Genomic DNA, 24,856 nt, shown 5'->3' with positions numbered 1-24,856 from the left:
TGGAATACGGATCATGTAGGAGCTGCCGAAGGCTGCGATCTTTTGATCTTGTTTTTGCTGTTGTCTCTGAAACCCAGAATCAAGATCAAAAGATCGCAGCCTGCGGCAGCTCCTACAGGGTCACGACTTGGCATCCGGTTTCGCCAGAAAGGTATAAACGCACGGCAGGACGAACAGCGTAAACAGCGTGCCGATCGACATCCCCGTGGCAATCACCAGGCCGATATCAAAGCGGCTGACCGCTCCCGCACCGGTCGCCAGAATCAACGGCACCATGCCAAACACCATCGCTGCGGTGGTCATCAGCACCGGCCGCAAGCGAATCGCCGCCGCTTCTTCCACCGCTTCACGGGCGCTCAGGCCCTTGTCCTTGCGCAACTGGTTGGCGAACTCGACGATCAGGATCCCATGCTTGCTGATCAGGCCGATCAACGTCACCAGCCCGACCTGGGTGTAGATGTTCATGCTCGACCAGCCCAGGAACAGCGGAATCAGCGCGCCGCAGATCGACAGCGGCACGGTCACCAGAATCACCAGCGGATCGCGGAAGCTTTCAAACTGCGCCGCCAGCACCAGAAAAATGATCGCCAGCGCCAGCGCAAAGGTTACCCACAACGCACTGCCTTCCTGCACGTACTGCCGCGAGGCGCCGCCGTAGTCGAAGGCAAACCCGGCGGGAGCTTCTTCACGGGCAATCTGCAGCACGGTATCGATCGCTTCGCCCATGCTCACCAGCGGGAAGCCGGAAATCTTTGCCGCATTGAGCTGCTGGAACTGATTCAGCTGGCGGGGCCGCGCACGGTCGCTGACCTTGATCAGGGTCGACAGCGGCAGCAATTCACCCTGGGTGTTTTTCACGTAGTAGTTGTTCAGCCAGTCCGGGTTGTCGCGATAGGCGCGTTCGACCTGCGCGATCACCTTGTAGCTGCGCCCGTCGATGGTGAAGCGGTTGATCTCGGCCTCGCCGAGCAGCGTCGCCAGCGTGCCGCCGAGGTCGAGCATCGACACTCCCATCTGCGCGGCCTTGTCGCGGTCGATATCGACCACCACTTCCGGCTTGTCGAAGGCCAGATCGAGGTCGACGAAGGCGAACTTGCCCGAGTCCATGGCGCGTTTCTTGATCCGGTCGGCGACTTGCAGCAGCAGCTCGTAGTCATTGGCGCTGTTGACCACAAATTCGAAGGGCAAGCCTTCACCGGTGCCGGGCAGGGAGGGCAGGTTGAAACCGAAGATCTGCAGGCCGGGAATGCTCTCCAGTTTGCTCTGCACCTCGGGGAGGATCTGCATCTGCGTGCGGCTGCGCTCATTCCACGGCTTGAGCAGGAAACCGCCGATACCGGCCTGCACGCCGTTGTAGCCGTTGATCTGGAACGATGAGTAATACTCGGGAAACTCCTTGAAGATGGTGATGAACTGGTCGGTGTAGGTGCTCAGATAATCCAGGTTGGTCGGCTGCGGCGCGCTGGCCATCATGAAAATGATGCCCTGGTCCTCGTCAGGAGCCAGTTCCGATTTGCTGAACTTGAGAAACACCGGAATCAGGCACAGCACGATGACCGCGAACACCAGCACCACCGGGCGGGTGTTGAGCGTACCGTGCAACATGCTTTGATAGCGGCGCTTGAGACCTTCGAAAATCCGGTCGAGACGATGGGCCAGCCCGCTGGGATTTTCTTCGTGGCGCAGCAGAAATGCGCACATCATCGGCGATAGAGTCAGCGCAACGACGCCCGAGATGACCACCGCACCGGCCAGGGTCAAGGCGAACTCCTTGAACAAAGCCCCGGTCAGCCCGGTGAGGAAGCCGATCGGCGCATACACCGCCGCCAGCGTGATAGTCATCGAGACTACCGGCATGGCGATTTCCCGGGCGCCTTCCAGCGCTGCATCGAACGGCGTCTTGCCTTCTTCGATGTGCCGGTGAATGTTTTCCACCACGACGATCGCATCGTCCACCACCAGACCGATGGCCAGTACCATCGCCAGCAGCGTCAGCAGGTTCATCGAGTAACCCATCATCTGCATGAAGAACATTACGCCAATCATCGACAACGGAATGGTCACCACCGGGATCACCACCGAGCGCAACGCACCGAGGAACAGGAACACCACGACGATGACGATCAGCACCGCTTCGAACAGGGTTTTCACCACCTCGTCGATCGAGGCCTGAATGAACAGCGTGGCGTCGTAGGCGATTTCGCTTTTCAGGTTCGGCGGCAGCTGTGCTTCCAGCTCGGGCATCAGCTTGCGTACTTCCTTGATTACATCCAGCGGGTTGGCGCCCGGCGTCGCCTTGATGCCGATGTACACCGACGGCGTGCCGCCGAACGAGCTGATCGAGTCGTAGTTTTCCGCACCCATTTCCACCCGTGCGACATCGCGCAGCAGTACGCGGCTGTCGCCGTCGACCTTGAGCGGTATCGCCGCGAAGGCTTCGGCGGATTTCAGTTCGGTGTTGGCGTTGATGCTGGTGACCACGTACTCGCCTTTCACTTCGCCGGCGGCGGAGAGGAAGTTGTACTGGCGCACCGCAGCGGTCACGTCGGCGGCGCTGAGGCCGAATCCGGCGAGTTTCACCGGGTCGAGCCACAGCCGCATGGCGAACACCTGATTGCCGAGAATCTCGGCTTCAGCCATGCCCGGCAGTGTCGCCAGTTTCGGCTGGATCACCCGCGACAGGTAGTCGGTGATCTGCGGGTTGCTCAAATCCTTGCTGAAGAAACTGATGTACATCAGCGCCGAGGCGTCGGCGGATTCCTTGCTCAGTACCGGGTCCTCGGCGTCCTGCGGCAGCTTGTTCTTCACCTCGTTGGCCTTGGCCAGCAGTTCGGTGAACAACCGGTCGGTGTTGGCGCCGATGCGCGCGTAAATCGAAATCACCGAGAAATTCTGCCGGCTGACCGAGGTCATGTAGTCGATGCCTTCGGCGCTGGCCAGGCTCTGTTGCATGGGCTGGGTGATGTAACCCTGAATGGTTTCGGCGTTGGCACCGGGATACGCCGTGGTCACGGTGATCAGGGCGTTTTCCATTTGCGGGTACTGACGCAGCGGCAGCTTGCTCCAGGCCTGGAAGCCCAGCAGCACAATCAGCAGGCTGACCACGGTGGCGAGCACCGGGCGGCGGATGAACGGATCGGTAAAAGCCATGGGGATTCCTTGATCAGTCGGCGCGGGGCGGACCGTTCTGCTCGCCGAGGGTCTTGTCGTCGCTGATGGCGATGTGGGCGCCGTTGTCCAGTTTGATCTGGCCAGCCGTCACCACTTGTTCGCCGCTCTGCACGCCCTTGTTGATCATTACCAGGCCGTCGCGGCGGTCACCGGTTTCGATGAAGCGCCGTTCGGCGATCAACACCGGTTGACCCTTGTCGTCTTTTTCGACGCTGCCGTCCTCGGCTTTCTTCTGCCCGACCACGTAAACCGAGTTGCCATACAGGGTGTAGGTAATCGCGCTCTCTGGCACCACGATGTGTTTGCGCGGATCGGGCAGCAGCACCTCAAGGCTGGCGAACATGCCCGGCAGCAGTTTGCCATCGGGGTTGGCCAGGGTGGCGCGAACCAGAATGTTGCGCGTGGTGCTTTCGACGATCGGGTTGATCGCACTGATCTTGCCGACGAAATTTTGCCCGGGATACGCGGCGACGGTGAACTGTACGGGCTGACCGACGGCGAGTTTCGGCACCGACTGTTCGGGCACGTAGAAGTCGGCGTAGAGGCTGCTCAAATCCTGCAGCGTGGCGATTTTTGTGCCGCTGGCGAGATAATCACCGACGTCGACCTGACGGATGCCGATGGTGCCGCTGAACGGCGCGAGGATGCGTTTTTTTGCCAGCGAGGCATTGAGCTGATTGACCGTGGCCTTGTTCTTTTGCAGTACGGCGGAGAGGCGGTCGTATTCGCCTTTGGAGATCGCGCGGCTGTCGACCAGTTGGCTGCCTCGGCCAAAGTCCAGTTGCGCCAGACCGAGGTCAGCTTTGGCGGTTTCCAGCAGGGCGGTTTCCACGGCGCTGTCGAGTTGCAACAACGGTTGCCCGGCTTTGACTTTCTGTCCGGATTCGAACTTGAGTTCGGTAACGGTGCCGGCGACCTCCAGGCTCAGGTCGACACCTTGCAATGCCTTGAGCGTGCCGACGGTCGGCAGGCGCATCTGCCACGGCTGTACACTGGCAGTGGCCACGGCGACGCTGATCGGTGGCTTGGGCTTGGAAAAGCCCTGGATCATTGTGTAGATCGAAAAGGCTTTGTAACCGCCCAGCACCAGGACGATCAGCAAAACAACACCCAACATGATCAGCATGCGGCGACGCAGCATATGTCCAGTTCCTTGGATAAATCATGAGACAGGCGGGCACATTACTCCGAGTACAGGGGGGATTCCAACTGGCAGTTATTACAGGGTGAAGCAAAAGATCGCAGCCTTCGGCAGCTCCTACAGAGGAACGCGTTCCAAGGGTAGGAGCTGCCGAAGGCTGCGATCTTTTTTAACGGTCTACGCCATCAAGTGAAGATGGTTGTCCCAGAGCCCCGCCGGCAATTCCAGCGGCTTGGCCAGCAGCTGTTCCTGACGGCAATCGTAGTAGCGGCAACGGCCCTGACCCGAGGTCACGACAAACCCGTCCTTCACCGCTCCAACGCCAGCGCAATCAGGCAAAGGCGCATCGAGGCGCAGTTCGCCGCTGTCCAGATCCCAGATAAAGAAGCGGTTGCCACGCGGCGCCGTCAACGCGACCAGACGCAGATCGCTGTGCACCGCGACGCTGGCGGTGTAGTGCCCCATCGCTTGCAACTGCTGCTCCGCCACCGGGAACGCAACGAACGGTTGTCCCGGCCGCTTGATCGCCAGCAGCTCCGAGCGTTCGTGCGATGGCCCCATGAATTGCTGGCCGGCAACGATGGTGCCGTCGCTGGCGATGCCCAGGTGGCGCACGCTGTTCATCTGTTGGGCGAGGGTTTCCTTGCTCAACAGCGTGCCGTCGCGCTGCATCAGCACCAGGCTCGGTTCCATGGCATTGAGGTTCATGTCGACGCGGCTTTCCGCTTCGGTGCGAATCCCGCCGTTGGCCACCACCAGCGTTTCACCGTCGGGCATCCACGACACCTGATGCGGGCCGAGACCGTGAGTCGAGATCTCGCCGCTGTGCACCAGCCGCTCGCCCTCGAACTTGTACACGCCGAGCAGGCCACGCCCGGGATCGGTGGTGTCGTTCTCGGTGGCGTACAGGTATTGGCCGTCCTTGTGCACCACGGCGTGGCCGTAGAAGTGCCGGTTCGGCTGCGAGGTCACCGTCTGCAGCAACGTGCCGTCACGCAGGTCGATCAGGTAACTCTCGGTGCCCGGACGCCGCGCAACGAACAGCGCCAGCGGCTGCGTCGGATGATTGATGATGTCGTGGCAACGCTGGCCGACGTGGGTGGCGAACACCCGCGTGCCGTCGAGCCGATAACCGACGGCGTAATGCTTGCCGTCGCTGTCATCGCGCGCCGACAGCAACAGCGGGCTCTGATCCTTGCGTTTGAACAGCGTCCAGCCGCCCAGCGTCACTGCTCCCAGCAGTGCACTACCTAAAGTCAGTACCTGACGTCGCAGCATGGCACTCGCCCTCATCAGTCACCGTCGTTGGCATTGAAGCCCAGTTGGATGCCCAGCGCCTTGGCCAGTTCGCCTTCGTGCAGGCGATGGACGACGTTGAGGCTGTCGTAGATATCGTTGAGTTGCTGGCGACCGGCGTCGTCCTCGAGCATTTCGCCGAGCGAGCGCTGGGTGCTGTCGAACAGCTTGAGCGAAGCGGCGTAAGCAGCGTCGATCTTGTCCGCCAACGGTTTCTGCTCGGCCGGCAGCAGACCGCGCAGGCCTTTGTTGTCGACGCCTTCCCAGACGGTTTTGGCCGCGGCAAGGCTGGCTTCCAGCGCCGTCAGCGACGACTGGCTGCGCCACGCATCAGCCTGGAACGGCTGCGGCACGCCTTTGCTCTGACGGCCCATCGGCGTGCCGAGTTTTTTCTTCAGAGTATCCAGTGCAGTCACTTGTACGCGCAGCAGGTCGGCGATCGCTTCGTGGGAGTCGGCGTAGCGCTGGTTGGGGAATTTGCTCATCTGCGCAAGCATGCCGTCGGTGTTGTTCCAGCCCTGCAGAATTTCTTCGGCCAGTTGCTTCTGGCGTTCGCCGATGGCGATCAGCAGCGGACAGTATCTGGCTTTCTGCGCATCGTTGGCGACGTCCGGCCTGGCGTCGAAGAGGATGTATTCGTAGGCCGACAGACCCTGCACCACGACGCTGGATTTGGCCAGCGCGGCGGCATCGATCTGCGGCTGGGCGACGACCAGTTGCTCGACCTGACGGCCTACGAGGTTTTTCTTGTCCGGCCAGAACTGCACTTGCCATGCACGGTTGCCCTCGGCCAGCGGGCCGATCAGCAGCGGCTGCAACTCGGCCCAGGCTTTCTGCGCGTGGAGGAAATCGGCGCGGGCGGTTTCCAGGCTTTCCTTGCCCTGGCAGTAGGCGAGAGCGCTGACTGCCAGTTGCCTGTCGGCTTCGACCCAGCGGGTGTAGGTCGGCAGGATCACCGATTTGGCGATGGCCGCCGAGGTGACCGCTTGCGGATCCTGCGGCGAGCAGGCGCCGAGGGCGAGCGCGGCAAGGCTGGTGAACAACAACTTGGGACGGAACATGTCGGGCTCCCGATGCTTTTTCAGTATTTAAAGTGAGTTCAGAAATGCCAGCAACGCAGCGCGCTGCTCGGCATTGAAAGACAAAACCTGTTGCTGTGCCGCCGTCGCTTCGCCGCCATGCCACAGCACCGCTTCGAGCAGATTGCGGGCGCGGCCGTCATGCAGAAACTGCGTGTGACCGCTGACCGCTTGCGTCAGGCCGATACCCCACAACGGCGGCGTGCGCCAGTCGCGGCCGGATGCCAGGAATTCAGTGCGGTTGTCCGCCAGACCGTCGCCCATGTCGTGCAGCAGCAAATCGCTGTAGGGGCGGATCACCTGATTGGCCAGTTCCGCTTCGGCGGCATTGGCGGCGGTGGTGTATTTCGGCGTGTGGCACGACTGGCAACCAGCCTGGAAAAACAGATTCTTGCCGGCCAGCACCTGCGGGTCGTTGACGCCACGACGCGCCGGAACTGCCAGATTGCGGCTGTAGAAAAGTACCAGCCGCAGAATGTTATCGCTGACTTCCGGTTCGCCATCCGGGCCATTGCCGTTCGGCGCCTGTTTGCAGGCGGTTTGCGCCTCGGTGCAGTCGTCGAACGGCCGCAGGCTGGTGGTCAGGCCCATGTCACCGGAAAACGCGTGCACATTCTGTTGATTGAGATTCGGTTGCCCGGCCTTCCAGCCAAATCGGCCGATGACGGTTTTTTGCAGTTGATCATCCCAGACCCGGTTGGGCCGGCCGTTGACGCCGCTTTTGTCTTTGGCCTGAGCGGCGGCGTTGGCGAGGATCGCTTCTTCCGGGATGGCTTCGAGCAGGCCCAGACCGATCATCGGCGGCGCCACCCGTGCGGAGAAACGTGTGTCCGGGTGCATCGGGCCGTAACCGAGTTGAGTGATCTGCAGCGTCGGTTTGCGCAGCTCGACTTCGGTGCCGTCCTTGAAGCGTACCGGCACCGGCGTGTAGTCGACGCGCACCTTGCCCTCCGGGGCGACGCCGGGCACGGCCATGTCCTGGAATTGCGCGCCATAGACCGGCTCGGGCACTACGCCAAGCTGCTCGATGACTCTGGCGTAGGGCGGCGCGTCGGGGATCGACAGGCGCACCAGCATCGACACCGCATTGGCCGCGTCGGCTGCGGGCGGATGACCGCGACCGTCCTTGATGTGGCAGTTCTGGCAGGCATTGGTGTTGAACAGTGGCCCGAGGCCGTCGCGTGCGGTGGTGGTCGACGGCGCGATCACCCAAGGGCTGCGAAAAAAACTGTTGCCGACACTGAAATCCACCCGTCGCGATGGCGGCAGGTTGGCCGATGGCAGAGAGAAAGCATTCTGATCGCTCTTGCGCACAGTCGCTGCACCGCCCGAACGCGCCTCGCCGGGCTCGGCCTCGGTAAAACGCGGGGCGTCATCGCAGGCACTCAGGCCCAGGGCCAGCAACAGTGCGGACAAGCGAAGCGGCAACGACGGCATCAGACATCCTGCAAACGGGCGAAAACAAAGGCGCAAAGTCTAACAGGGCGGGGGGCTTTGAATAAGAGGAATTATCGTTTGCTTACTATCGCGCAAATCTGCAGACCAATGCGAAACCCCTGTAGGAGCTGCCGAAGGCTGCGATCTGTTGATCTTGATTTTTGAAGATCAAAATCAACAGATCGCAGCCTTCGGCAGCTCCTACAAGGGACTGTGAACATGAGGTATGAAAAAGGCGACCCGAAGGTCGCCTCTTTTTGTCTCGTACGCGGTGATCAGAACTCGTGATCAGCATTGTCCGGGTTCAGGTCGCTGATGCCCAGTTTGCCGGCAGCGGCTTCGATCGAGCCGGTCTGCTTGACCAGCGCGGCGATGGCGTCGCGAACGATCTGGTTGCCCGCAGTGTTGCCGGCAGCGATCAACTGGTCGTAGTGCTCACCCTTGCTGGCGTGGTCGACCATGACCTGGATCTTCGCTTCGGTCGCGGCCAGATCGGCTTTCAGCGCGGTGTCGGCGGCCGGATCAACCTTGGCCACCAGCGACGACAGGCTGGCGCCGGTCAGCTTGGTGCCGTCAACGCGGGTGTACTCGCCCAGATAAACATTACGCACGCCTTTGGCATCGTAGAAATGCGAATAGTGCGTGTTGTCGCTGAAGCAATCCTGCTCGTCTTCAGGGGAGTTGGCTTCCAGCGAGACCTTCATGCGCTCGCCTGCCAGTTCGCCCAGCGACAGGCTGCCCATGCCGAAGAGCATTTTGCGCAGGCCGCTTTCGCCTGGCTCGGCTTCCAGGGTGGCGCGGTAGTTGTCGGCCACGTTCGGCTTCCAGTTGCCGACCATTTCTTCCAGATCGCTGACCAGCAGTTGGGTCACGGCTTTGAGGTAGGCACGACGACGCTCGTTGTGACCGCCAGTGGCGCCAGCGCCTTCCAGGTAGTCCGAGGCCGGACGGTTGCCAGCGCCAGGGCCGGTGCCGTTGAGGTCCTGGCCCCACAGCAGGAATTCGATCGCGTGGTAGCCGGTGGCGACGTTGGCTTCGGAACCGCCCAGCTCGTTGAGGCTGGCGAGTTTTTCCGGGGTGATGTCCTTGACGTCGACCTTGTCTTCGCCGACCTGCACTTCGGTGTTGGCGATGATGTTGGCAGTGGCGCCCGGGTTACCCAGCGCGTGCTCGTAGGATTTGTCGACGTAGTCGATCAGGCCTTCGTCCAGCGGCCAGGCGTTAACCTGACCTTCCCAATCGTCAATGATGGTGTTGCCGAAGCGGAACACTTCGCTCTGCAGGTACGGCACGCGCGCGGCGACCCAGGCAGCCTTGGCGGCTTTGAGGGTGTCGGCGTTCGGCTTGGCGAGGAACGCGTCGACGGCGCTCTGCAGGGTTTTCGCGGTGGATTCGGCATCGCTGTAAACGGCGAAGACCATATCGGCGTAATGCGCAACTACAGCCTTGGCGGCGGCATCGTCAACTTTACCGGCAGCAGGGGCAGGCGCAGCGGCCGGGGCTGGAGCAGCGCTGCTGGAAGCCGGCGTCATTTCGGAGGCTTTTTCTTTGTCCTTGCCTTCGCCGCAACCGGCGAGGGAAATAGCGATGGCCAACAGACTGGCGGTAGCCAGAGGCATACGAATCATGGCGAACATCCTGCTTCGGTAGTTGATTGGACTGGCGCCGGCGGCGCGCAAAACTGCGACATAATGCAAATCTTTCGCATTATGTGTAAAGGCGTGGGTGGAAATATTTCTTATTTGCGCGTCAGGATCAAAAGATCGCAGCCTCGTTGCACTCGTCGGCTCCTACGGGGGGAACGCATTTCAAATGCAGGAGCTGCCGAAGGCTGCGATCTTTGCTGTTACAAAACGGCTGCGATCTTCTGATCTTTAAAGAATCGCCGCGTTACTGCGTTGCGCCTGCTTGAGGTAAATGCCCAGCTCCCGCGCCGGCAGCGGTTTGCTGTAGTGGTAGCCCTGACCTTCGTGACAGCCCTCGGAAATGATGTATGTCTCCTGCTCGGCGGTTTCCACGCCCTCGGCAATCACTTGCATGCCCAAGCTCTTGCCCAGTTGGATGATCGCGCGAACGATGGTCGCGTCATCGTCGTCATCGAGCAGATCCTGCACGAAACTCTTGTCGATCTTGATCTTGTCCAGCGGCAGGCTCTTGAGATAACTGAGAGATGAGTAGCCGGTGCCGAAGTCGTCAATTGCAATCAGCGCGCCGGAGCGACGCAGGCTGAGCAAGTGCTGGGCGGCGGTGGTGATGTCTTCCATCAGGCCGGTTTCGGTGACTTCCAGCTCCAGGCTGCGCGGCGGCAGGCGGTAGATCTGCAGCAGGTTGTTGACCACCCGGGGCAGCTCGGCGTGGTGCAGTTGCACAGTGGACAGGTTGACGGCCATGCGCAGATCGACGAAACCCTGATCGTGCCACTCGCGCAGTTGCTTGCAGGCCTGATCGAGCACCCATTCGCCAATGGCGATGATCGTGCCGTTCTGTTCGGCCAGCGGAATGAACAGGTCCGGCGGCACCAGCCCGTGCTCTGGATGTTGCCAGCGAATCAACGCTTCGACGCCGACCACGCGGTGATCGCGATAGCTGATCTGCGGCTGATAGACGAGATAGAACTGGTCGCGAATCAGTGCATCACGCAGGTCTTTTTCCAGCTCGCGACGGCGGCGCATCTCGCTGTCGACGCTGGCGATGTAGAACTGATAGCGGTTGCGCGAGCGGGTCTTGGCCAGGGTCATGGTCTGCTCGGCTTTCTGCAACAGTTTTTCGGTGCTGTCGCCGTCCTCGGGGAACAGGGTAATGCCGATGGTCGCGCGCAGGCGGATTTCCTGATCGCCGAGAGCGAAGGGTGCCTCCAGGTCATCGAGAATGCTCTGCGCCAGTTCCGCCGCTTCGTAAGGTTGTTCGATATCGGCCTGCACCAGCGCAAACTGGTCGCCGCCCAAGCGAGCGAGGGCGCCAAGACGGCCGCTGTGCGCGCGCAAGCGATCGGCCAGGGCCAGCAGCAATTGGTCGCCGGTCTGGTAGCTGAATTGCTCATTGATGCCTTTGAAGTCATCCAGCCCGACGCACAACACAGCAACGCGGCGCTGCAGTTTGCCGGCATCGATCAGGATCTTGTCCAGTTGTTGCTGCAGTTGCTGGCGGTTCGGCAGGCCGGTGAGAAAGTCGTACTGAGCCATGCGTAACAGGCTGTTTTCGGCTTCGTGGCGCAGATGGGTGTTGCGTTCGATGGACTCAAGCAACTCGTTGGCCGTGTTGATCCACAGGCCCAGCTCGTTTTTTTCGTGGCCCTTGAGCTGCGGAATCTTGTGCTCGCTGGGACGATCGGGGTTGATCTCGGTGAGGTGCTCGATGATCCGCGACAGCGGTTTGGTCAGCAGCCAGTGATAGACCAGATACAACACCAGCCCCAACGCCAGTGCGCGCAGCACGCCGGAAATGAAAATGATCACCGAGCTGATGATGAAACCTTCGCCGTAGGTCGCTGTGTCGAGGGTGATGCTCAGGTCGCCATAATATTCGCTGTAGGGACCCCGACCGACCAGTTGAGTGGTGAAGGTGCGTTCCTGACCGAGAATCAGGTCGGTCAGCCAGCGGCTGTTCGAATGCTGCAACTCGCGGGATTTCTGCGCGAGCATGGCTTCGTTGGGGTGGCCGATGGAGGCCTGGCGCACCGCGTCGTCCTGGAACAGGCCTTCGATCACCTGCATGCCCATTTCCCGATCGAGGCTGTAAACGGCCTGGGTCGAAGGATCGCGGAACATGTCGAGGATCCGTTCGGCGTCGCCAGCCACCGCCTGACGGGTCTTGTAGGCATCGAAGACAATCTGCGCGCAGCTCAAGACAACGCCAACGATCAATGCCGACAGGAGCACGACCCGGAGCAACTTCACCGACAAGCTGTTCTTGAGTTCCAGCTTCAAAGGGTTATTCCTTGTTCCGTGCGGGTAGCGTCAAGTTGCCATGAGTATTGGCAATCCCGGGTTGGCAGTCAAAGGGACAATCGGGCACGGGAAGATTTGCCGGTATCCTGGCCGCAATGTCGTCATTTGAGTAATAGCTCTGAATTACCTGTGTCGGTTGGAATTGCCTTCAACTTGAGCACTTGGCTAAAGATTTTTTCCTGTCTCTGATGGTAGTCGGCCATGGGTTGCCAGCAAACGGTGCGAGGCTGTATTTGCCGTGCGAGAAACGCCATTCGCCGGGCATAAAAAAACCCGGCCAAAGCCGGGTTTCTTGTCTGGCGCGCAGCTTAAGCAGTGAAGGTTTTGCCTTCGAACTGCTCGGCCACGAACTTCCAGTTGACCAGGTTCCAGAACGCTTCAACGTACTTCGGACGCAGGTTGCGGTAGTCGATGTAGTAAGCGTGTTCCCAGACGTCGCAGGTCAGCAGCGGGGTGTCGCCGCTGGTCAGCGGGTTGCCGGCGCCGATGGTGCTGGCCAGAGCCAGGGAACCGTCAGCCTTTTTCACCAGCCAGCCCCAGCCGGAACCGAAGGTGCCGATCGAGGTTTTGCTGAATTCTTCCTTGAACTTGTCGAACGAACCGAACGCTGCGTTGATCGCTTCAGCCAGCGCGCCGGTTGGTTGACCGCCGGCGTTTGGCGCCAGGCAGTTCCAGTAAAAGGTGTGGTTCCAGACCTGAGCGGCGTTGTTGAAGATGCCGCCCGAAGAAGTCTTGACGATTTCTTCCAGGGTCTTGCCTTCGAACTCGGTGCCTGGCACCAGGTTGTTCAGGTTCACGACGTAGGTGTTGTGGTGCTTGTCGTGGTGGAACTCCAGGGTTTCCTTGGAGATGTGCGGCTGCAGGGCATCGTGTGGATAAGGCAGCGGCGGCAATTCGAAAGCCATGATGATTCTCCTAATCAGGTCTGTTGCGGTGAGCGCAAGGCCGATCACGGGCGGCCGGAAATGCACCGGCGAGTTTTTACTCTTTGCGGCGCAGGGTTCGGATCATAGCACCGGGGTCGCGCCTTAACCACGCAACAACTGTGTGGGATAGAGGTTCCAGAGCCCTCTGGATTAATTATCCAGCGATGATCAGTTGCCCGGCGACGGCGAACATCATCAACGCGACGAGCAGATCGAGAATGCGCCACGTGCTCGGGCGGGCCAGCCATGGCGCCAGCCACGCCGCGCCAAGGGCCAGGGTGAAAAACCACAGCAGCGATGCGCTCGCGGCACCGACCACATAGGCGCCGGGCACCGATTGCTGCGCGCCCAGCGAGCCGATCAGCAATACCGTATCCAGATAAACGTGGGGGTTGAGCAATGTCACCGCCAACGCGCTGAGCATCACCGCGCGCAGCGAGCGCACGGTCTGGTTCTCGCCTTGCTCAAGGCTCTGTTTCGAGCAGGCCCGGCGCAGCGCCTGGCTGCCGTACCAGATCAGAAACGTCGCGCCGCCCCAACGGGCAATCGCCAGCAGGGTCGGGTTCTGCGCCAGAATCGTCGCCAGGCCGAACACTCCGGCCGCCACCAGAATTGCGTCACACACCACGCACAATGCCGCCACTGGCAGGTGATGCTCACGGCGCAGACTTTGCGCCAGGACGAAAGCGTTCTGCGTGCCGATCGCCATGATCAGGCCGAGCGCCACCAATAGACCGTTTACATAGCTTTGCCACATGGGGGATTTCCTTGAAAAAGAGTGCTTGCTGGCTATTCTCCGGTGCGCCGCTGTATAAGAAAAACCAATAGTGCTGATCGCCCATTAGGAAAACTGATGTTCGACTACAAGTTGCTCTCCGCTCTGGCCGCCGTGGTCGAGCAGGCCGGCTTCGACCGTGCCGCGCAGGTTCTGGGCCTGTCGCAATCGGCCATTTCCCAGCGCATCAAACTGCTCGAGGCGCGGGTCGGCCAACCGGTACTGGTGCGCGGGACGCCACCGGCACCCACGCAAATCGGCCGACGCTTGCTCAACCACGTGCAACAGGTGCGTTTGCTTGAACGTGACTTGCAAACCCTGGTCCCGGCATTGGATGAAGAGGGGGGGCCGGAGCGCCTGCGCATTGCGCTGAACGCCGACAGCCTCGCGACATGGTGGGCCGGGGCGGTTGGCGATTTCTGTGCCGAGCAGCATTTGTTGCTCGACCTGATCGTCGAAGACCAGACCGTCGGCCTCAAACGCATGCGCGCCGGTGAAGTGGCCGCCTGCCTGTGTGCCAGTGAGCGACCGGTGGCCGGCGCACGCAGCGTGTTGCTCGGCGCCATGCGTTATCGCGCAATGGCCAGCCCGGCGTTCATCGAACGCCATTTTCCTGAGGGTGTGCGTGCCGAACAGTTACCGCACACCCCGGCGCTGGTGTTCGGCCCCGACGATTTCCTTCAGCATCGCTATCTCGCCCTGTTGGGCGTCGACGGCGCTTTCGAACATCATTTATGCCCATCCTCCGAAGGCTTCCTGCGTCTGACCGAGGCCGGACTGGGCTGGGGGCTGGTGCCGGAACTGCAGGTGCGCGAGCAAGTGCAACGCGGATTGCTGCGCGAGTTGCTGCCAGATAAACCGATCGACGTGCCGCTGTACTGGCATCATTGGCGCAATGGCGGCCAATTACTCAATCTGCTGACCGAACAACTGCTGCGCTCGTCAAAGCAATGGCTAGTGGCTTGAAAGCAGCGGCAAGCGTCAAGCTGCAAGCGGCAAGAACAAGCACCGTTTCAACTTGCAGCTGAAAGCTCGTAGCTTGCAGCTGCTTCCCTGGAGTTTTAGATGAAGATTTTGGTTACCGGCGCCAGCGGCTTTATCGGCGGGCGCTTTGCGCGTTTCGCCTTGGAGCAGGGCCTGGAGGTGCGGGTCAACGGTCGCCGGGCCGAGAGCGTCGAGCATCTGGTGCGCCGGGGTGCCGAGTTCGTGCCAGGCGATCTGACCGACGCCGATCTGGTGCGCGAGCTGTGCCGCGACGTCGAAGCCGTGGTGCACTGCGCCGGGGCTGTCGGCTTGTGGGGACGTTATCAGGACTTTCACCAGGGCAACGTCGAAGTCACCGAAAATGTTGTCGAGGCGTGCCTGAAACAGCGGGTGCGGCGACTGGTCCACCTGTCGTCGCCGTCGATCTATTTCGATGGTCGCGACCATCTCGGCCTGAGCGAAGAGCAAGTCCCGAAACGTTTCAGACATCCGTATGCGGCGACCAAATATCTGGCCGAACAGAAGGTTTTCGGTGCGCAGGAATTCGGTCTGGAAACCATCGCGCTGCGCCCGCGCTTTGTGACCGGAGCCGGCGACATGAGCATCTTCCCGCGCCTGCTGAAGATGCAGCGCAAGGGCCGTCTGGCAATTATCGGCAATGGCCTGAACAAGGTCGATTTCACCAGCGTGCAGAATCTCAATGAAGCCATGCTCAGCAGCCTGTTGGCCGCGGGTTCGGCGTTGGGCAAGGCCTACAACATCAGCAACGGTTCGCCGGTGCCATTGTGGGACGTGGTCAACTATGTGATGCGGCGGATGGAAGTCGAGCAGGTGCGCAAGTACCGCTCCTACGGTCTGGCCTACAGCATCGCGGCGCTCAACGAAGGCGCCTGCATGCTCTGGCCCGGACGCCCCGAGCCGACCCTGTCGCGCCTGGGCATGCAAGTCATGAATAAAAATTTCACCCTCGACATCAGCCGCGCCCGGCATTATCTCGATTACGATCCGAAAGTCAGCCTGTGGGCGGCCCTCGATGAGTTCTGCGCCTGGTGGAAAGCGCAGGACATTCGTTGAAACGATTCGGCCGGGCGGCAATGAACCGCCTTGCGGGTTGGGGGTCAATGCCTGCGGCTGCGGCGGTTATACTTCGCAGCATTTAGCCATCACCGCTCCACAAAGGTTGCCTCAATGTCCATGCGTAATGATGCCCACGACGACGATTTCGATAACGTGCCAAGTCTGCGTGCCGACCCGTTCGACGACGATGGCATCCCGCCTTCCGCCCGCACCGCCGTGCATTCGCGCCCAGCGCCGGTGGTCAAGGTCAAGGCCGCCAGCACCGGGCCATTGTGGGCGCTGGTCGGTGCGTTGTTTTTCGCCTTCATCGGCCTGGCCTGGTGGAGTTTTCAGCAGATTTCGCTGATGGAACAGCAACTGGTCGCCACCCAGGAAAGCTTCGCGCGGATCAGCGAAGAAGCGGCGGGGCGCCTGCAGGATATTTCCGGCAAGGTGGTCGCCAGCCAGAGCAATGTCAGCAGCGACAGCGAAGCGTTGAAACTGCAGATCAGACAACTCGAAGGCAAGCTGCTCGATCAGAGCAAGCAGCAGCAAGGCGTGGCCGGGCAGGCCAGCGAGCTGGACAAGCGTCTGGCGCAGATGACCGCGCAGACCACCGAACAGCAGAACGCCAATACGCAGTTGCAGGCACAGGTCAAAGCCCTGAGCGCTGAGTTGGCGACGATCAAAAGCACTCCGGCCGATACCAGCAAGGTTGATGCGCAGTTGAAAGCCTTTGACGCCCAATTCAAAAGCCTGGGCGCCGATATTGCCGCACTGAAGAAGCAGGGCAATCCGAGCGCGGCGATCGATCGTCTGGAGCAGGACATCGTCGTGCTGAAGAGCCAACAGGACAACCGCCCGGCAGCGCCACAGGGCGGCGGCAATACCGCCGAGTTCGATGCGTTCCGCGCGCAGATGACCCGCAACCTCAACACCCTGCAGGCGCAGATCCAGAACCTGCAGCAACAGATCAATTCCCGCCCTTAGGGTTAGTGAGCAAGCTCCTTGGCCACAAAAGCTGCGCAATGTTCAGAAACGCTCTGAATATCTCTACATGACCCCAAGCCGTCTACGCTCTTGAAACACCGACAAGAACGAGGGATGCGCTATGGGGTTTTTGCATAAAGTGGCCGGGCTTTGCCTGGTGTTACTGGCCGGACTCGGCCAGGCCAGCGCCGCCACTGCCGCCAGGGATGACAGCCAGGCCGCCATCGCCCTGCTGGAAAAAGCCCTGGCGTATTACCACGACAATGGCGACAAGGCGTTCGCCGCGTTCAGCCGCCAGGGTGAGTTCGTCGACAAGGATCGCTACGTGTTCGTCCTCGACACCCAAGGCGTGATGCTCGCCAGCGGCGGCCCCTCATCGGCGCTGATCGGCCGCGATGTCAGCGAAGTGCTCGGGCCGGATCTGCAGAAGGCGTTCAAGCAAGCGCTGAAAGTGCCGGAAGGCAATGGCATCCAGCAGGCCGAATATCGCTGGCAGAACTGGGCAGACGGCAAGGTCGAGCGCAAGCATGTGTTCTATCAGCGCGTGGGGCAGCGCATTCTTGCGGTCGGTTACTACTTGCCGCGGGCTTCGGCCGAGCAGGCCAAAGCGTTGCTGGACAAAGCCGCGACGGATCTGACCAAGGACGAAAAGGGCACGCTGACCGCGATCAACTCGCTCAAGGGCGGTTACCTGCAGGATGATCTGTATGTGTTCGTGGTCGATCTGAACACGGGTCGCTATGTCGGCCATGGCACCAATCTGCGCTTGATCAACACCGACTTCGGCAAGGTCAAGGATCCGGAGGGCAAACCGGTGGGCGAGCCGATTCTGGCGCTGATCGGCAAGCAGGATGAGGGTGAGTACGAATACCGCTGGAAAAACCCGGTGACCGGAAAGATCGAGGACAAGCATGCCTACCTGAAAAAGGTCGGGCATTTCCTCGTAGCAGTGGGTTACTACAGCCCGTGAGCCAAACACCGTCCCCCGTGTGGCAGCGAGCCTGCTCGCGAATGCGGTGTGTCATCCAGCCATGTGTCGGCTGATGCTGCGCCTTCGCGAGCAGGCTCGCTCCCACATGGGTATCTGTTGCGGCAATTATTTCGCGCCGTGCTCGCGCCCGCGCAGCAGGTTGTTCGGCATGGCAATCGCCGCCGCCAGCCCCAGCAGCGACACCGCTGTGCTGACCCAGAGCAAATGCCGGAAGGTCACCAGCAGCTCCGCACGCAAGGCATTCTGCGCCTCGCCCGGTGCTGCGTTCAGGCCATCGAGCAGGACGTTGCCCGAATGTCCTTCGCTGAGCAGCGAACTGCTCGCCAGGTGGGCGAAACTGGAGTCGTGCAACAGTGCCAGGAGCAGCGCCGACATCAACGCCACACCCACCGCGCCACCCAGCGAGCGGAACAGGTTGGTGGTGCTGGTGGCCACGCCGATGTCCCGTTGCTCTACCGAGTTTTGCGTGCCGACCAGGGACGTCGGGAACTGCATGCCGCCGGCAATGCCACTGAGTAACATGAACAAACCGCTGAGCAGTGTCGCTTGCGGCGCACTGAAAGCCATACCGAGAATCGAGATCGGCATAAGGATCGCGCCGGTGAGGATCTGTGGTTTGTAACGCCCGGTGATCGACGTGCGGCGCCCGGCGAAATAGGCGCCGATCGGCAAACCCATCGCCAGTGGCAGCAGGTGCAATGCCGCGCTGTCCGCGCCAGCACCTGTGACACTCTGAAAGCGCAGCGGCATCAGCACGATCAGGGAAATCGCCTGGAAACTGGTGAAAAAGATCGTGCACCAGCACAGCAGCGCATTGCGGTTGGCAAACAGGTGCATTGGCAGCAAGGGCTCGCGTGCCCGGCGCTCATGCCAGACAAACAGCGCCAGCACCAATACGGCGCAGGTGAACAGACCGAGCACTTCGCTGCTGCGCCATGCATGGCCTTGGCCGACTTCGGTGATGCCGAGCAACAACGCGGTCAGGCCGATGATCATCAGCACCGTGCCGAGGTAATCGATCACCGGTTTGCGCTGTGGGATTGGCAAGCCGCGCAGGTTGCGCCGCGCTACCCACCAGGCGCCCAGGCCCAGCGGCAGGTTGATCAGAAACACCCAGCGCCATGACAGATATTCGGTCATGTAGCCGCCGAGCACCGGGCCGGCGACGCTGGCTACCGCGTACATGCTGCTGAAATAGCCCTGATAGCGGCCGCGTTCGCGCGGCGGCACGATGTCGCCGATGATCGCCTGACTCACCGAGATCATGCCGCCGGCGCCGATGCCCTGAAGAATCCGCGCCAGCACCAGTTGTTCCATGCTCTGCGCCATGCCGCAGAACAGCGAGGCGAGGGTGAACAGGCCCATGCCGAAGAGCATCAGTTTGCGTCGCCCGTACAGGTCGCCGAGCTTGCCGTAGATTGGCACCGCCACGGTCATCGCCACCATGTAGCCGGAAATCACCCAGGCCAGCAGGCTGACGTCCTTGAATTGTGCGGAGATGGCCGGCATCGACACGGCGACGATGGTCTGATCCAGCGCACCAAGGAAGATCGCCATCATCAAGGCGACCAGCACGCTGCGAATGGCCGGTTTCGGCGTTTCAGGCTGATTGAGAGTGGTCACGGAAAACCTGCGGGCAGTGATTGACCCGCGCGTTCAGGGCGAGCGGGTGGGTGCTCGCCACTATAAGTCGATAGCAGGCTATTCGATAGCCTCGTATGGAAGCCCGACGTAATTTTCCGCAATGGTTTTTTGCCCGGCTTCGGAGCTGACGAAGTAGTCCAGTTCCGAGGCGCAAATGCGCTGGCTGAATGCATCGTGCTCGTCGAAGCGATGCAGCATCGATGTCATCCACCAGGAAAACCGCTCGGCTTTCCACACCCGACGCAGGCAAATCTCCGAATATTTTTCCAGAAGATCCGTGCGACCTTGGCGATAGACCTTGAGCAGGATGTCGAACAGCGTGCTGACGTCGCTGGCGGCGAGGTTCAAACCTTTGGCGCCTGTAGGCGGGACGATATGCGCGGCGTCGCCAACCAGAAACATGCAGCCGTACTGCATCGGTTCGACGACAAAGCTGCGCAGCGGCGCGATGCTTTTTTCGATCGAGGGGCCGGTCACCAGTTTTTCCGCGAGAGCCTGCGGCAGGCGTTTTTTCAGCTCATCCCAGAAACGCTGATCGCTCCAGTCATCGATGCTTTCATCCGCCGGCACTTGCAGGTAGTAGCGGGTGCGCGTGGCCGAACGCATGCTGCACAGGGCGAAGCCACGTTCGTGCCGGGCATAAACCAGCTCATCGTGAACGGGTGGCGTATCGGCGAGGATCCCCAGCCAGCCGAATGGATAGACCCGCTCGAACGTCTTCAGGCAATCGGCAGGAATCGCCTGCCGCGCGACGCCATGGAAACCATCGCAACCGGCGATGTAATCGCAATCGACGCGCCAGGTTTCACCGTCCTTTTCGAAAGTGACGAACGCTTCGTCGCTTTTCATGCCGTGGGGGATGACGTTGTTGGCTTGGTAAATTGTCGTTGCGCCGGCGTCCCGACGAGCGGCCATCAGGTCACCGGTCACCTCGGTCTGACCGTAGACCATGACGGTTTTGCCGCCGGTCAGCCGATGCAGATCGATATGCACTCGACGCCCGTCCAGCGCCAGATCAAAACCGCCATGAACCAGACCTTCGGCATCCATTCGCTGACCGACACCGGCCTGACGCAACAGCTCTACCATGCCTTGTTCAAGCACACCGGCACGGATGCGCCCAAGAATGTAATCAGGCGTCTGGCGTTCGAGGATAAGTGTGTCGATGCCAGCGTTGTGCAGCAACTGGCCGAGAAGCAGTCCGGAGGGACCGGCGCCGATAATGGCGACTTGGGTTTTCAAGGTTTTCATTGTTTTTATGACTCGCAAGCTTCACCCAGCAAACGCCGGTGAATGATTTATGGATCGAGTGCTTGCATTTTTCCCTTGCGGGTCTGTCAATTGAAGGTGAAAACTGAGCCGAAATCTGTACATTCTGCCAATCGGTGCGATTATCGCCCACAACCCCGAGGCCTGGATTGAAGTGATGAACAAGCCTGCCCTGCCTTCGATTCCGGTGTTCAAGCTCTATGGTGAAAGCCTGGACTGGCCGACTCCGGACTTGCTGCACTGTGAAACCATTTCCTCACGCAGTCGCGAACATCAATGGGAAATCAAACCTCACCGCCACGCGGATCTGTGCCAGCTGTTGTTCGTTTTCAAAGGTCAGGCAGAGCTTGAGATCGAAGGCCAGCGCACCCAGCTCGAGACACCGGCGATTCAAGTCCTGCCACCGCTGTCGGTGCACGGCTTTCGTTTCTCCGAGGACGTCGAAGGCTTCATCGTCACGCTGGCGACGCCGCTGATCAACCACTTGCAGGCGCAACTGGGCGACTCGGTACACGCCCTGGCCCGCGCGGAAAACTACCCGGCCGGCAAGGACGGTGATTATCTGAACAGCCTGTTTTCGGCGCTGCAGGGCGAGTACAACGGTCATCAACCGGCGCGGGAAATGCTCATGCATTCGCTGGTCAGCGTGATCATGGTCTGGGTCAGCCGCCAGGCGATCGTGCGCCATAAGGCCAGTCAGCGCCCGCAACGCCAGCGCGAATACCTCAACGGTTTCATTCAGTTGGTGGAGGAGACTTACCGCCAGCACGTCAAGGTCGAAGACCTCGCCCATCGCTTGGGCATTTCCGTATCGCACCTCAACGGCACCTGCCGTGAACTGGCCGGGCAGCCGGCGTTGCAGATCATGCATGAGCGTCAGTTACTGGAGGCCAAGCGTCTGCTGACGTACACCAGCATGACCATTTACGAGATGTCAGAGCTGTTGGGGTTTTCCGATCCGACCAACTTCACTCGCCTGTTCCGCCGCCGGGTGGGGATTTCGCCAAAGGCATTCCGCGACCGCTTGAAGGCCGAGCAACAATCCTGAGAGCACCGGCAGACCCTGCAGGAGTGAGCCTGCTCGCGAATACGTTCCTTCATTCAGCAAAGATGCTGGCTGACACACCGCATTCGCGAGCAGGCTCGCTCCCACAGGAGCGACATTCCAGACAGAAAAATCAGCGCAGCGCGTTCAGCGTGGCATTGTGCGGAATACACCGCTCATAGTTGCAACTCGCATACTCGCGCGGCAGCTGGCGCAACTGCTCGACCCGCCAGGCCGCAGTGCCATACAGCGCCAGCGTGGCGGCGCAGGTGATGAAAATCGCGGCGTACCTTTTTGTTTTGATGTTCATGGCGTGGACCTCTGAACGTCTACCTTGCGGTATTACTTTCAGCATAGAACAAGATCAAAAGATCGCAGCCTTCGGCAGCTCCTACAGGGAGAATGCATTCCAAATGTAGGCGCTGCCGAAGGCTGCGATCTTTTGATTTTTTACAGGCCGACATCCCACGCAGGATTCTCGGGGAAACGCTGAACAAGAAAATCGAGCATGCTGCGCAGTGCCGCCGGCATGTGTTTGCGCGAGGCGTATACCGCGTAAATATTCATCTGCCGCGGTTCGGCGTGCGGCAGCAGGCGCAGCAATTCGCCGCTGTGAATATGCACGCCGGCCTGATACGTCGGTAGCATCGCCACGCCCGCGCCGGCTAGGGTTGCGCGAAGCAGGGTGCTGGCTTCATTGGCGCTGATATTGCCCTGCACCGGCACCGACACCGGTTCGCCATCCACTTCGAAATGCCACAGGCTCTTGCCAAAGTACGAATGTGTCAGGCAATTGTGCCGGCTCAGGTCTTCGATCCGTGAAGGCGCCGGATGCTCATGCAGATAAGCCGGCGCGGCGCAGACCACCGAGCGACATACGGTCAGGCGCCGGGCGATCAGGTTGGGATCGAGGTCGTTGCTGGTACGAATCGCCAGATCGATGCGCTCATCGACCAGATTCACCGTGCGATCGAGCATTTGCAGGTCGATGCTCACGCCGGGGTAACGCTTGACGTATGCCGCCATCGCATCGGCCAGTTGTGCCTGACCGAACGAGGTGCTGACGCTGATCCGCAGCAGGCCGCGCGGCGTGTCATGGGGCTCGCTGACGGCGGCTTGCATGTCGGTCGACAGCTCGATCATCTGTCGGCAACGGGGGAGGATTTCGCTGCCGGCGGCGGTCAGGCTCAACTTGCGCGTGGTGCGGTGCATCAGCCGTGCACCGACCCAGTCTTCCAGCTCCGCCAGATAGCGCGAAACCACTGGCCGCGACAGGTCCAGGTGATCGGCCGCTGCTGACTGGCTGCCCAGATCCACCACCGTGACGAACACTCGCATTGCTTGAAGACGATCCATGATTTGCCCGCTTTCAGAAACAAACTATGTCCAAGCATCGCATTTTTTGTACTGAGTCAGGCAACTAAGCTCTGTTGCATCGCCAACCTGGCATTCGAACCCCGGAGCAACCCATGATCGGTTTCACCCCATTCAAACGCGTTCTGCTCGTCGCTGCATTTTTCGGCTTTGCTGCCCATGCATCTGCGGCCGAGCTGCGCCTGGATGTCTACAACCCAGGCACAAACGCGATTTTTCCGGTGAGCTCGGTGTTGGTCAGCGGTGAGAAGGAAGCGATTCTGGTCGATGCCCAATTCGGCAAATCCCAGGCTGAGCAAGTGGTGGAAAAGATCCGCGCCAGCGGCAAGCAATTGACCGCCATCTACATCAGCCACGGTGACCCGGATTACTACTTCGGCCTCGACACCCTGACCAAGGCATTCCCACAGGCGAAAGTGCTGGCGTCGCAACCGACTGTCGAGCACATCAAGCACACCGTCGACGGCAAACTGGCCTACTGGGGTCCAAAAATGGGCGCCGATGTGCCGGCAAAAACCATCGTCCCGGACGTGCTCAAGGGTGACAGCCTGACCCTCGAAGGCCAGAAGCTGCAGGTGATCGGCCTCGATGGCAAACAGCCTGATCGCAGCTTCGTGTGGATCCCGTCGCTCAAGGCCGTGGTCGGTGGCGTGGTGGTCGCCGAGAACATTCATGTGTGGATGGCCGACACCCAGACTGCGCAGTCCCATGCCGACTGGCTGCACACCCTGCACACCATCGAAGGCCTGAAACCGAAAACCGTGGTGCCGGGTCACTTCCTCGGTGACAGCAGCCGCTCGCTGACCAGCGTGAAATTCACTGCTGATTACATCAAGGCGTTCGATGCCGAAACCGCCAGGGCCAAGGATTCCGCTGCACTGATCGCGGCGATGAAGAAGCGCTACCCGCAACTTGGCGAAGAAAGCTCGCTGGAGCTGAGCGCGAAAGTCGCCAAAGGCGAAATGCAGTGGTAAACCGAATCCGAATACCCACTCAAGCCAACTGGAGAATGTCATGAGCAAGATCGCAATCATTGGCGCCACCGGACGTGCCGGTAGCCAACTGCTGGAAGAAGCCCTGCGCCGCGGGCACAGTGTCACCGCCATCGCCCGGGATACATCAAGCATCGGCAGTCGCGCCGGTGTGGTCAGCAAGAATGTCGATGTGCTGGATTCGGCGGCGCTGCAAGCGGCAGTGGCCGGTCACGACGTTGTAATCACGGCTGCGCATTTCGCCAGCGTGCCGGCGCAGGCGATTGTCGGGCCGCTGAAGCAGGCCGGGGTCAAGCGACTGCTGGTGGTAGGGGGCGCCGGTTCGCTATTGCTGCCGGATGACACGCGGGTGATCGACAGTGCAGGTTTCCCGGCCGAGTACAAAACCGAGGCCAGTGCCGGGGCTGCGTTCCTTGAGGCGCTGCGTCAGGAGCAGGCACTGGACTGGACTTTCCTGTCGCCGTCGGCAGAGTTTGTCGAAGGTGAGCGCAGCGGTACTTTCCGCCTCGGCAAGGATCATCTGTTGGTCAGTGCACAAGGGCGTAGCTGGATAACGTTTGCCGATTACGCGATTGCGCTGATCGACGAAGTGGAAACGCCGAAGCATTCGCGGCAGCGCTACACCGTCGGTTACTGATCCGAAATGCGATCCGTGTAGGAGCTGCCGAAGGCTGCGATCTTTTGATTTTGCTTTTCAAGATCAAAAGATCGCAGCCTTCGGCAGCTCCTGCAAGGTATC

Annotated in this window: 20 protein-coding genes; 7 read left to right on the top strand and 13 right to left on the bottom strand. The window is 60.7% G+C overall.

The window, feature by feature from the left end; translation table 11 throughout:
- Nucleotides 1-120: 120 nt before the first annotated feature.
- From VNV36_RS09545 to VNV36_RS09505, 9 genes are all read right to left on the bottom strand, one after another.
- Nucleotides 121-3,150 carry a multidrug efflux RND transporter permease subunit gene (locus VNV36_RS09545; RefSeq protein ID WP_325717548.1) on the bottom strand — a complete coding sequence of 1,010 codons (3,030 nt, stop codon included), beginning with the start codon at nucleotides 3,148-3,150 and terminating at the stop codon, nucleotides 121-123.
- Nucleotides 3,151-3,163: 13 nt separating this feature from the next.
- Nucleotides 3,164-4,312, bottom strand: coding sequence for an efflux RND transporter periplasmic adaptor subunit (locus VNV36_RS09540; RefSeq protein ID WP_325717547.1), 1,149 nt, complete (start codon nucleotides 4,310-4,312; stop codon nucleotides 3,164-3,166).
- A gap of 177 nt (nucleotides 4,313-4,489) precedes the next feature.
- A complete protein-coding gene (locus VNV36_RS09535) occupies nucleotides 4,490-5,590 on the bottom strand; it encodes a DUF1513 domain-containing protein (protein WP_325717546.1) in 1,101 nt (366 codons plus the stop codon).
- A 14-nt stretch (nucleotides 5,591-5,604) separates the two neighbouring features.
- A complete protein-coding gene (locus VNV36_RS09530; RefSeq protein ID WP_325717545.1) occupies nucleotides 5,605-6,669 on the bottom strand; it encodes an imelysin family protein in 1,065 nt (354 codons plus the stop codon).
- A 27-nt stretch (nucleotides 6,670-6,696) separates the two neighbouring features.
- Entirely contained in the window at nucleotides 6,697-8,124 is a 1,428-nt protein-coding gene (locus VNV36_RS09525; protein ID WP_325717544.1) for a di-heme oxidoreductase family protein, read from the bottom strand.
- Between the two features lie 275 nt (nucleotides 8,125-8,399).
- Nucleotides 8,400-9,752, bottom strand: a complete 1,353-nt coding sequence (locus tag VNV36_RS09520; protein WP_325717543.1) for an imelysin family protein — start codon at nucleotides 9,750-9,752, stop codon at nucleotides 8,400-8,402.
- A 246-nt stretch (nucleotides 9,753-9,998) separates the two neighbouring features.
- Nucleotides 9,999-12,050, bottom strand: coding sequence for a putative bifunctional diguanylate cyclase/phosphodiesterase (locus tag VNV36_RS09515; RefSeq protein WP_325717542.1), 2,052 nt, complete (start codon nucleotides 12,048-12,050; stop codon nucleotides 9,999-10,001).
- A gap of 329 nt (nucleotides 12,051-12,379) precedes the next feature.
- On the bottom strand, nucleotides 12,380-12,976 hold the full coding sequence (locus VNV36_RS09510) for a superoxide dismutase (protein ID WP_325717541.1): 597 nt from the start codon (nucleotides 12,974-12,976) through the stop codon (nucleotides 12,380-12,382).
- A gap of 175 nt (nucleotides 12,977-13,151) precedes the next feature.
- Nucleotides 13,152-13,754 carry a LysE/ArgO family amino acid transporter gene (locus tag VNV36_RS09505; protein ID WP_325717540.1) on the bottom strand — a complete coding sequence of 201 codons (603 nt, stop codon included), beginning with the start codon at nucleotides 13,752-13,754 and terminating at the stop codon, nucleotides 13,152-13,154.
- Nucleotides 13,755-13,850: 96 nt separating this feature from the next.
- On the opposite strand from VNV36_RS09505, the gene VNV36_RS09500 reads away from it, so the two are divergent.
- The 4 genes from VNV36_RS09500 to VNV36_RS09485 all read left to right on the top strand — a co-directional run bounded on the left by VNV36_RS09500 (nucleotide 13,851) and on the right by VNV36_RS09485 (nucleotide 17,772).
- On the top strand, nucleotides 13,851-14,738 hold the full coding sequence (locus VNV36_RS09500) for a LysR family transcriptional regulator ArgP (RefSeq protein ID WP_325717539.1): 888 nt from the start codon (nucleotides 13,851-13,853) through the stop codon (nucleotides 14,736-14,738).
- 99 nt (nucleotides 14,739-14,837) lie between these two features.
- Complete coding sequence (locus VNV36_RS09495; RefSeq protein WP_325717538.1) at nucleotides 14,838-15,830, top strand: NAD-dependent epimerase/dehydratase family protein; 993 nt, start codon at nucleotides 14,838-14,840, stop codon at nucleotides 15,828-15,830.
- Nucleotides 15,831-15,944: 114 nt separating this feature from the next.
- Nucleotides 15,945-16,802: an ATPase gene (locus tag VNV36_RS09490; RefSeq protein WP_325717537.1), complete on the top strand. Its 858-nt coding sequence runs from the start codon at nucleotides 15,945-15,947 to the stop codon at nucleotides 16,800-16,802.
- A 121-nt stretch (nucleotides 16,803-16,923) separates the two neighbouring features.
- Nucleotides 16,924-17,772 (top strand): cache domain-containing protein, encoded by an 849-nt coding sequence (locus VNV36_RS09485; protein WP_325717536.1) that lies wholly within the window; start codon nucleotides 16,924-16,926, stop codon nucleotides 17,770-17,772.
- 126 nt (nucleotides 17,773-17,898) lie between these two features.
- On the opposite strand, the gene VNV36_RS09480 is transcribed toward VNV36_RS09485, so the two are convergent.
- The gene (locus VNV36_RS09480; RefSeq protein WP_325717535.1) at nucleotides 17,899-19,416 is read right to left on the bottom strand and encodes an MDR family MFS transporter; all 1,518 of its coding nucleotides are present in this window, start codon (nucleotides 19,414-19,416) and stop codon (nucleotides 17,899-17,901) included.
- 78 nt (nucleotides 19,417-19,494) lie between these two features.
- The gene (gene pobA / locus VNV36_RS09475) at nucleotides 19,495-20,688 is read right to left on the bottom strand and encodes a 4-hydroxybenzoate 3-monooxygenase (RefSeq protein ID WP_325717534.1); all 1,194 of its coding nucleotides are present in this window, start codon (nucleotides 20,686-20,688) and stop codon (nucleotides 19,495-19,497) included.
- A gap of 175 nt (nucleotides 20,689-20,863) precedes the next feature.
- On the opposite strand from pobA, the gene VNV36_RS09470 reads away from it, so the two are divergent.
- The gene (locus VNV36_RS09470) at nucleotides 20,864-21,754 is read left to right on the top strand and encodes a helix-turn-helix domain-containing protein (protein ID WP_325717533.1); all 891 of its coding nucleotides are present in this window, start codon (nucleotides 20,864-20,866) and stop codon (nucleotides 21,752-21,754) included.
- Nucleotides 21,755-21,884: 130 nt separating this feature from the next.
- On the opposite strand, the gene VNV36_RS09465 is transcribed toward VNV36_RS09470, so the two are convergent.
- Both VNV36_RS09465 and VNV36_RS09460 read right to left on the bottom strand, forming a co-directional pair.
- On the bottom strand, nucleotides 21,885-22,061 hold the full coding sequence (locus tag VNV36_RS09465; protein ID WP_016773438.1) for a hypothetical protein: 177 nt from the start codon (nucleotides 22,059-22,061) through the stop codon (nucleotides 21,885-21,887).
- Nucleotides 22,062-22,201: 140 nt separating this feature from the next.
- The gene (locus tag VNV36_RS09460; RefSeq protein ID WP_325717532.1) at nucleotides 22,202-23,107 is read right to left on the bottom strand and encodes a LysR family transcriptional regulator; all 906 of its coding nucleotides are present in this window, start codon (nucleotides 23,105-23,107) and stop codon (nucleotides 22,202-22,204) included.
- A 113-nt stretch (nucleotides 23,108-23,220) separates the two neighbouring features.
- Between VNV36_RS09460 and VNV36_RS09455 the strand changes: the two genes are divergently transcribed.
- The gene (locus tag VNV36_RS09455; RefSeq protein ID WP_325717531.1) at nucleotides 23,221-24,099 is read left to right on the top strand and encodes an MBL fold metallo-hydrolase; all 879 of its coding nucleotides are present in this window, start codon (nucleotides 23,221-23,223) and stop codon (nucleotides 24,097-24,099) included.
- Between the two features lie 40 nt (nucleotides 24,100-24,139).
- Entirely contained in the window at nucleotides 24,140-24,754 is a 615-nt protein-coding gene (locus VNV36_RS09450; RefSeq protein WP_325717530.1) for an NAD(P)-dependent oxidoreductase, read from the top strand.
- Nucleotides 24,755-24,856: the final 102 nt, after the last annotated feature.

Source organism: Pseudomonas sp. (assembly GCF_035554175.1).
Classification (GTDB): domain Bacteria; phylum Pseudomonadota; class Gammaproteobacteria; order Pseudomonadales; family Pseudomonadaceae; genus Aquipseudomonas.
This window is presented reverse-complemented; position numbering and strand designations above follow the sequence as displayed.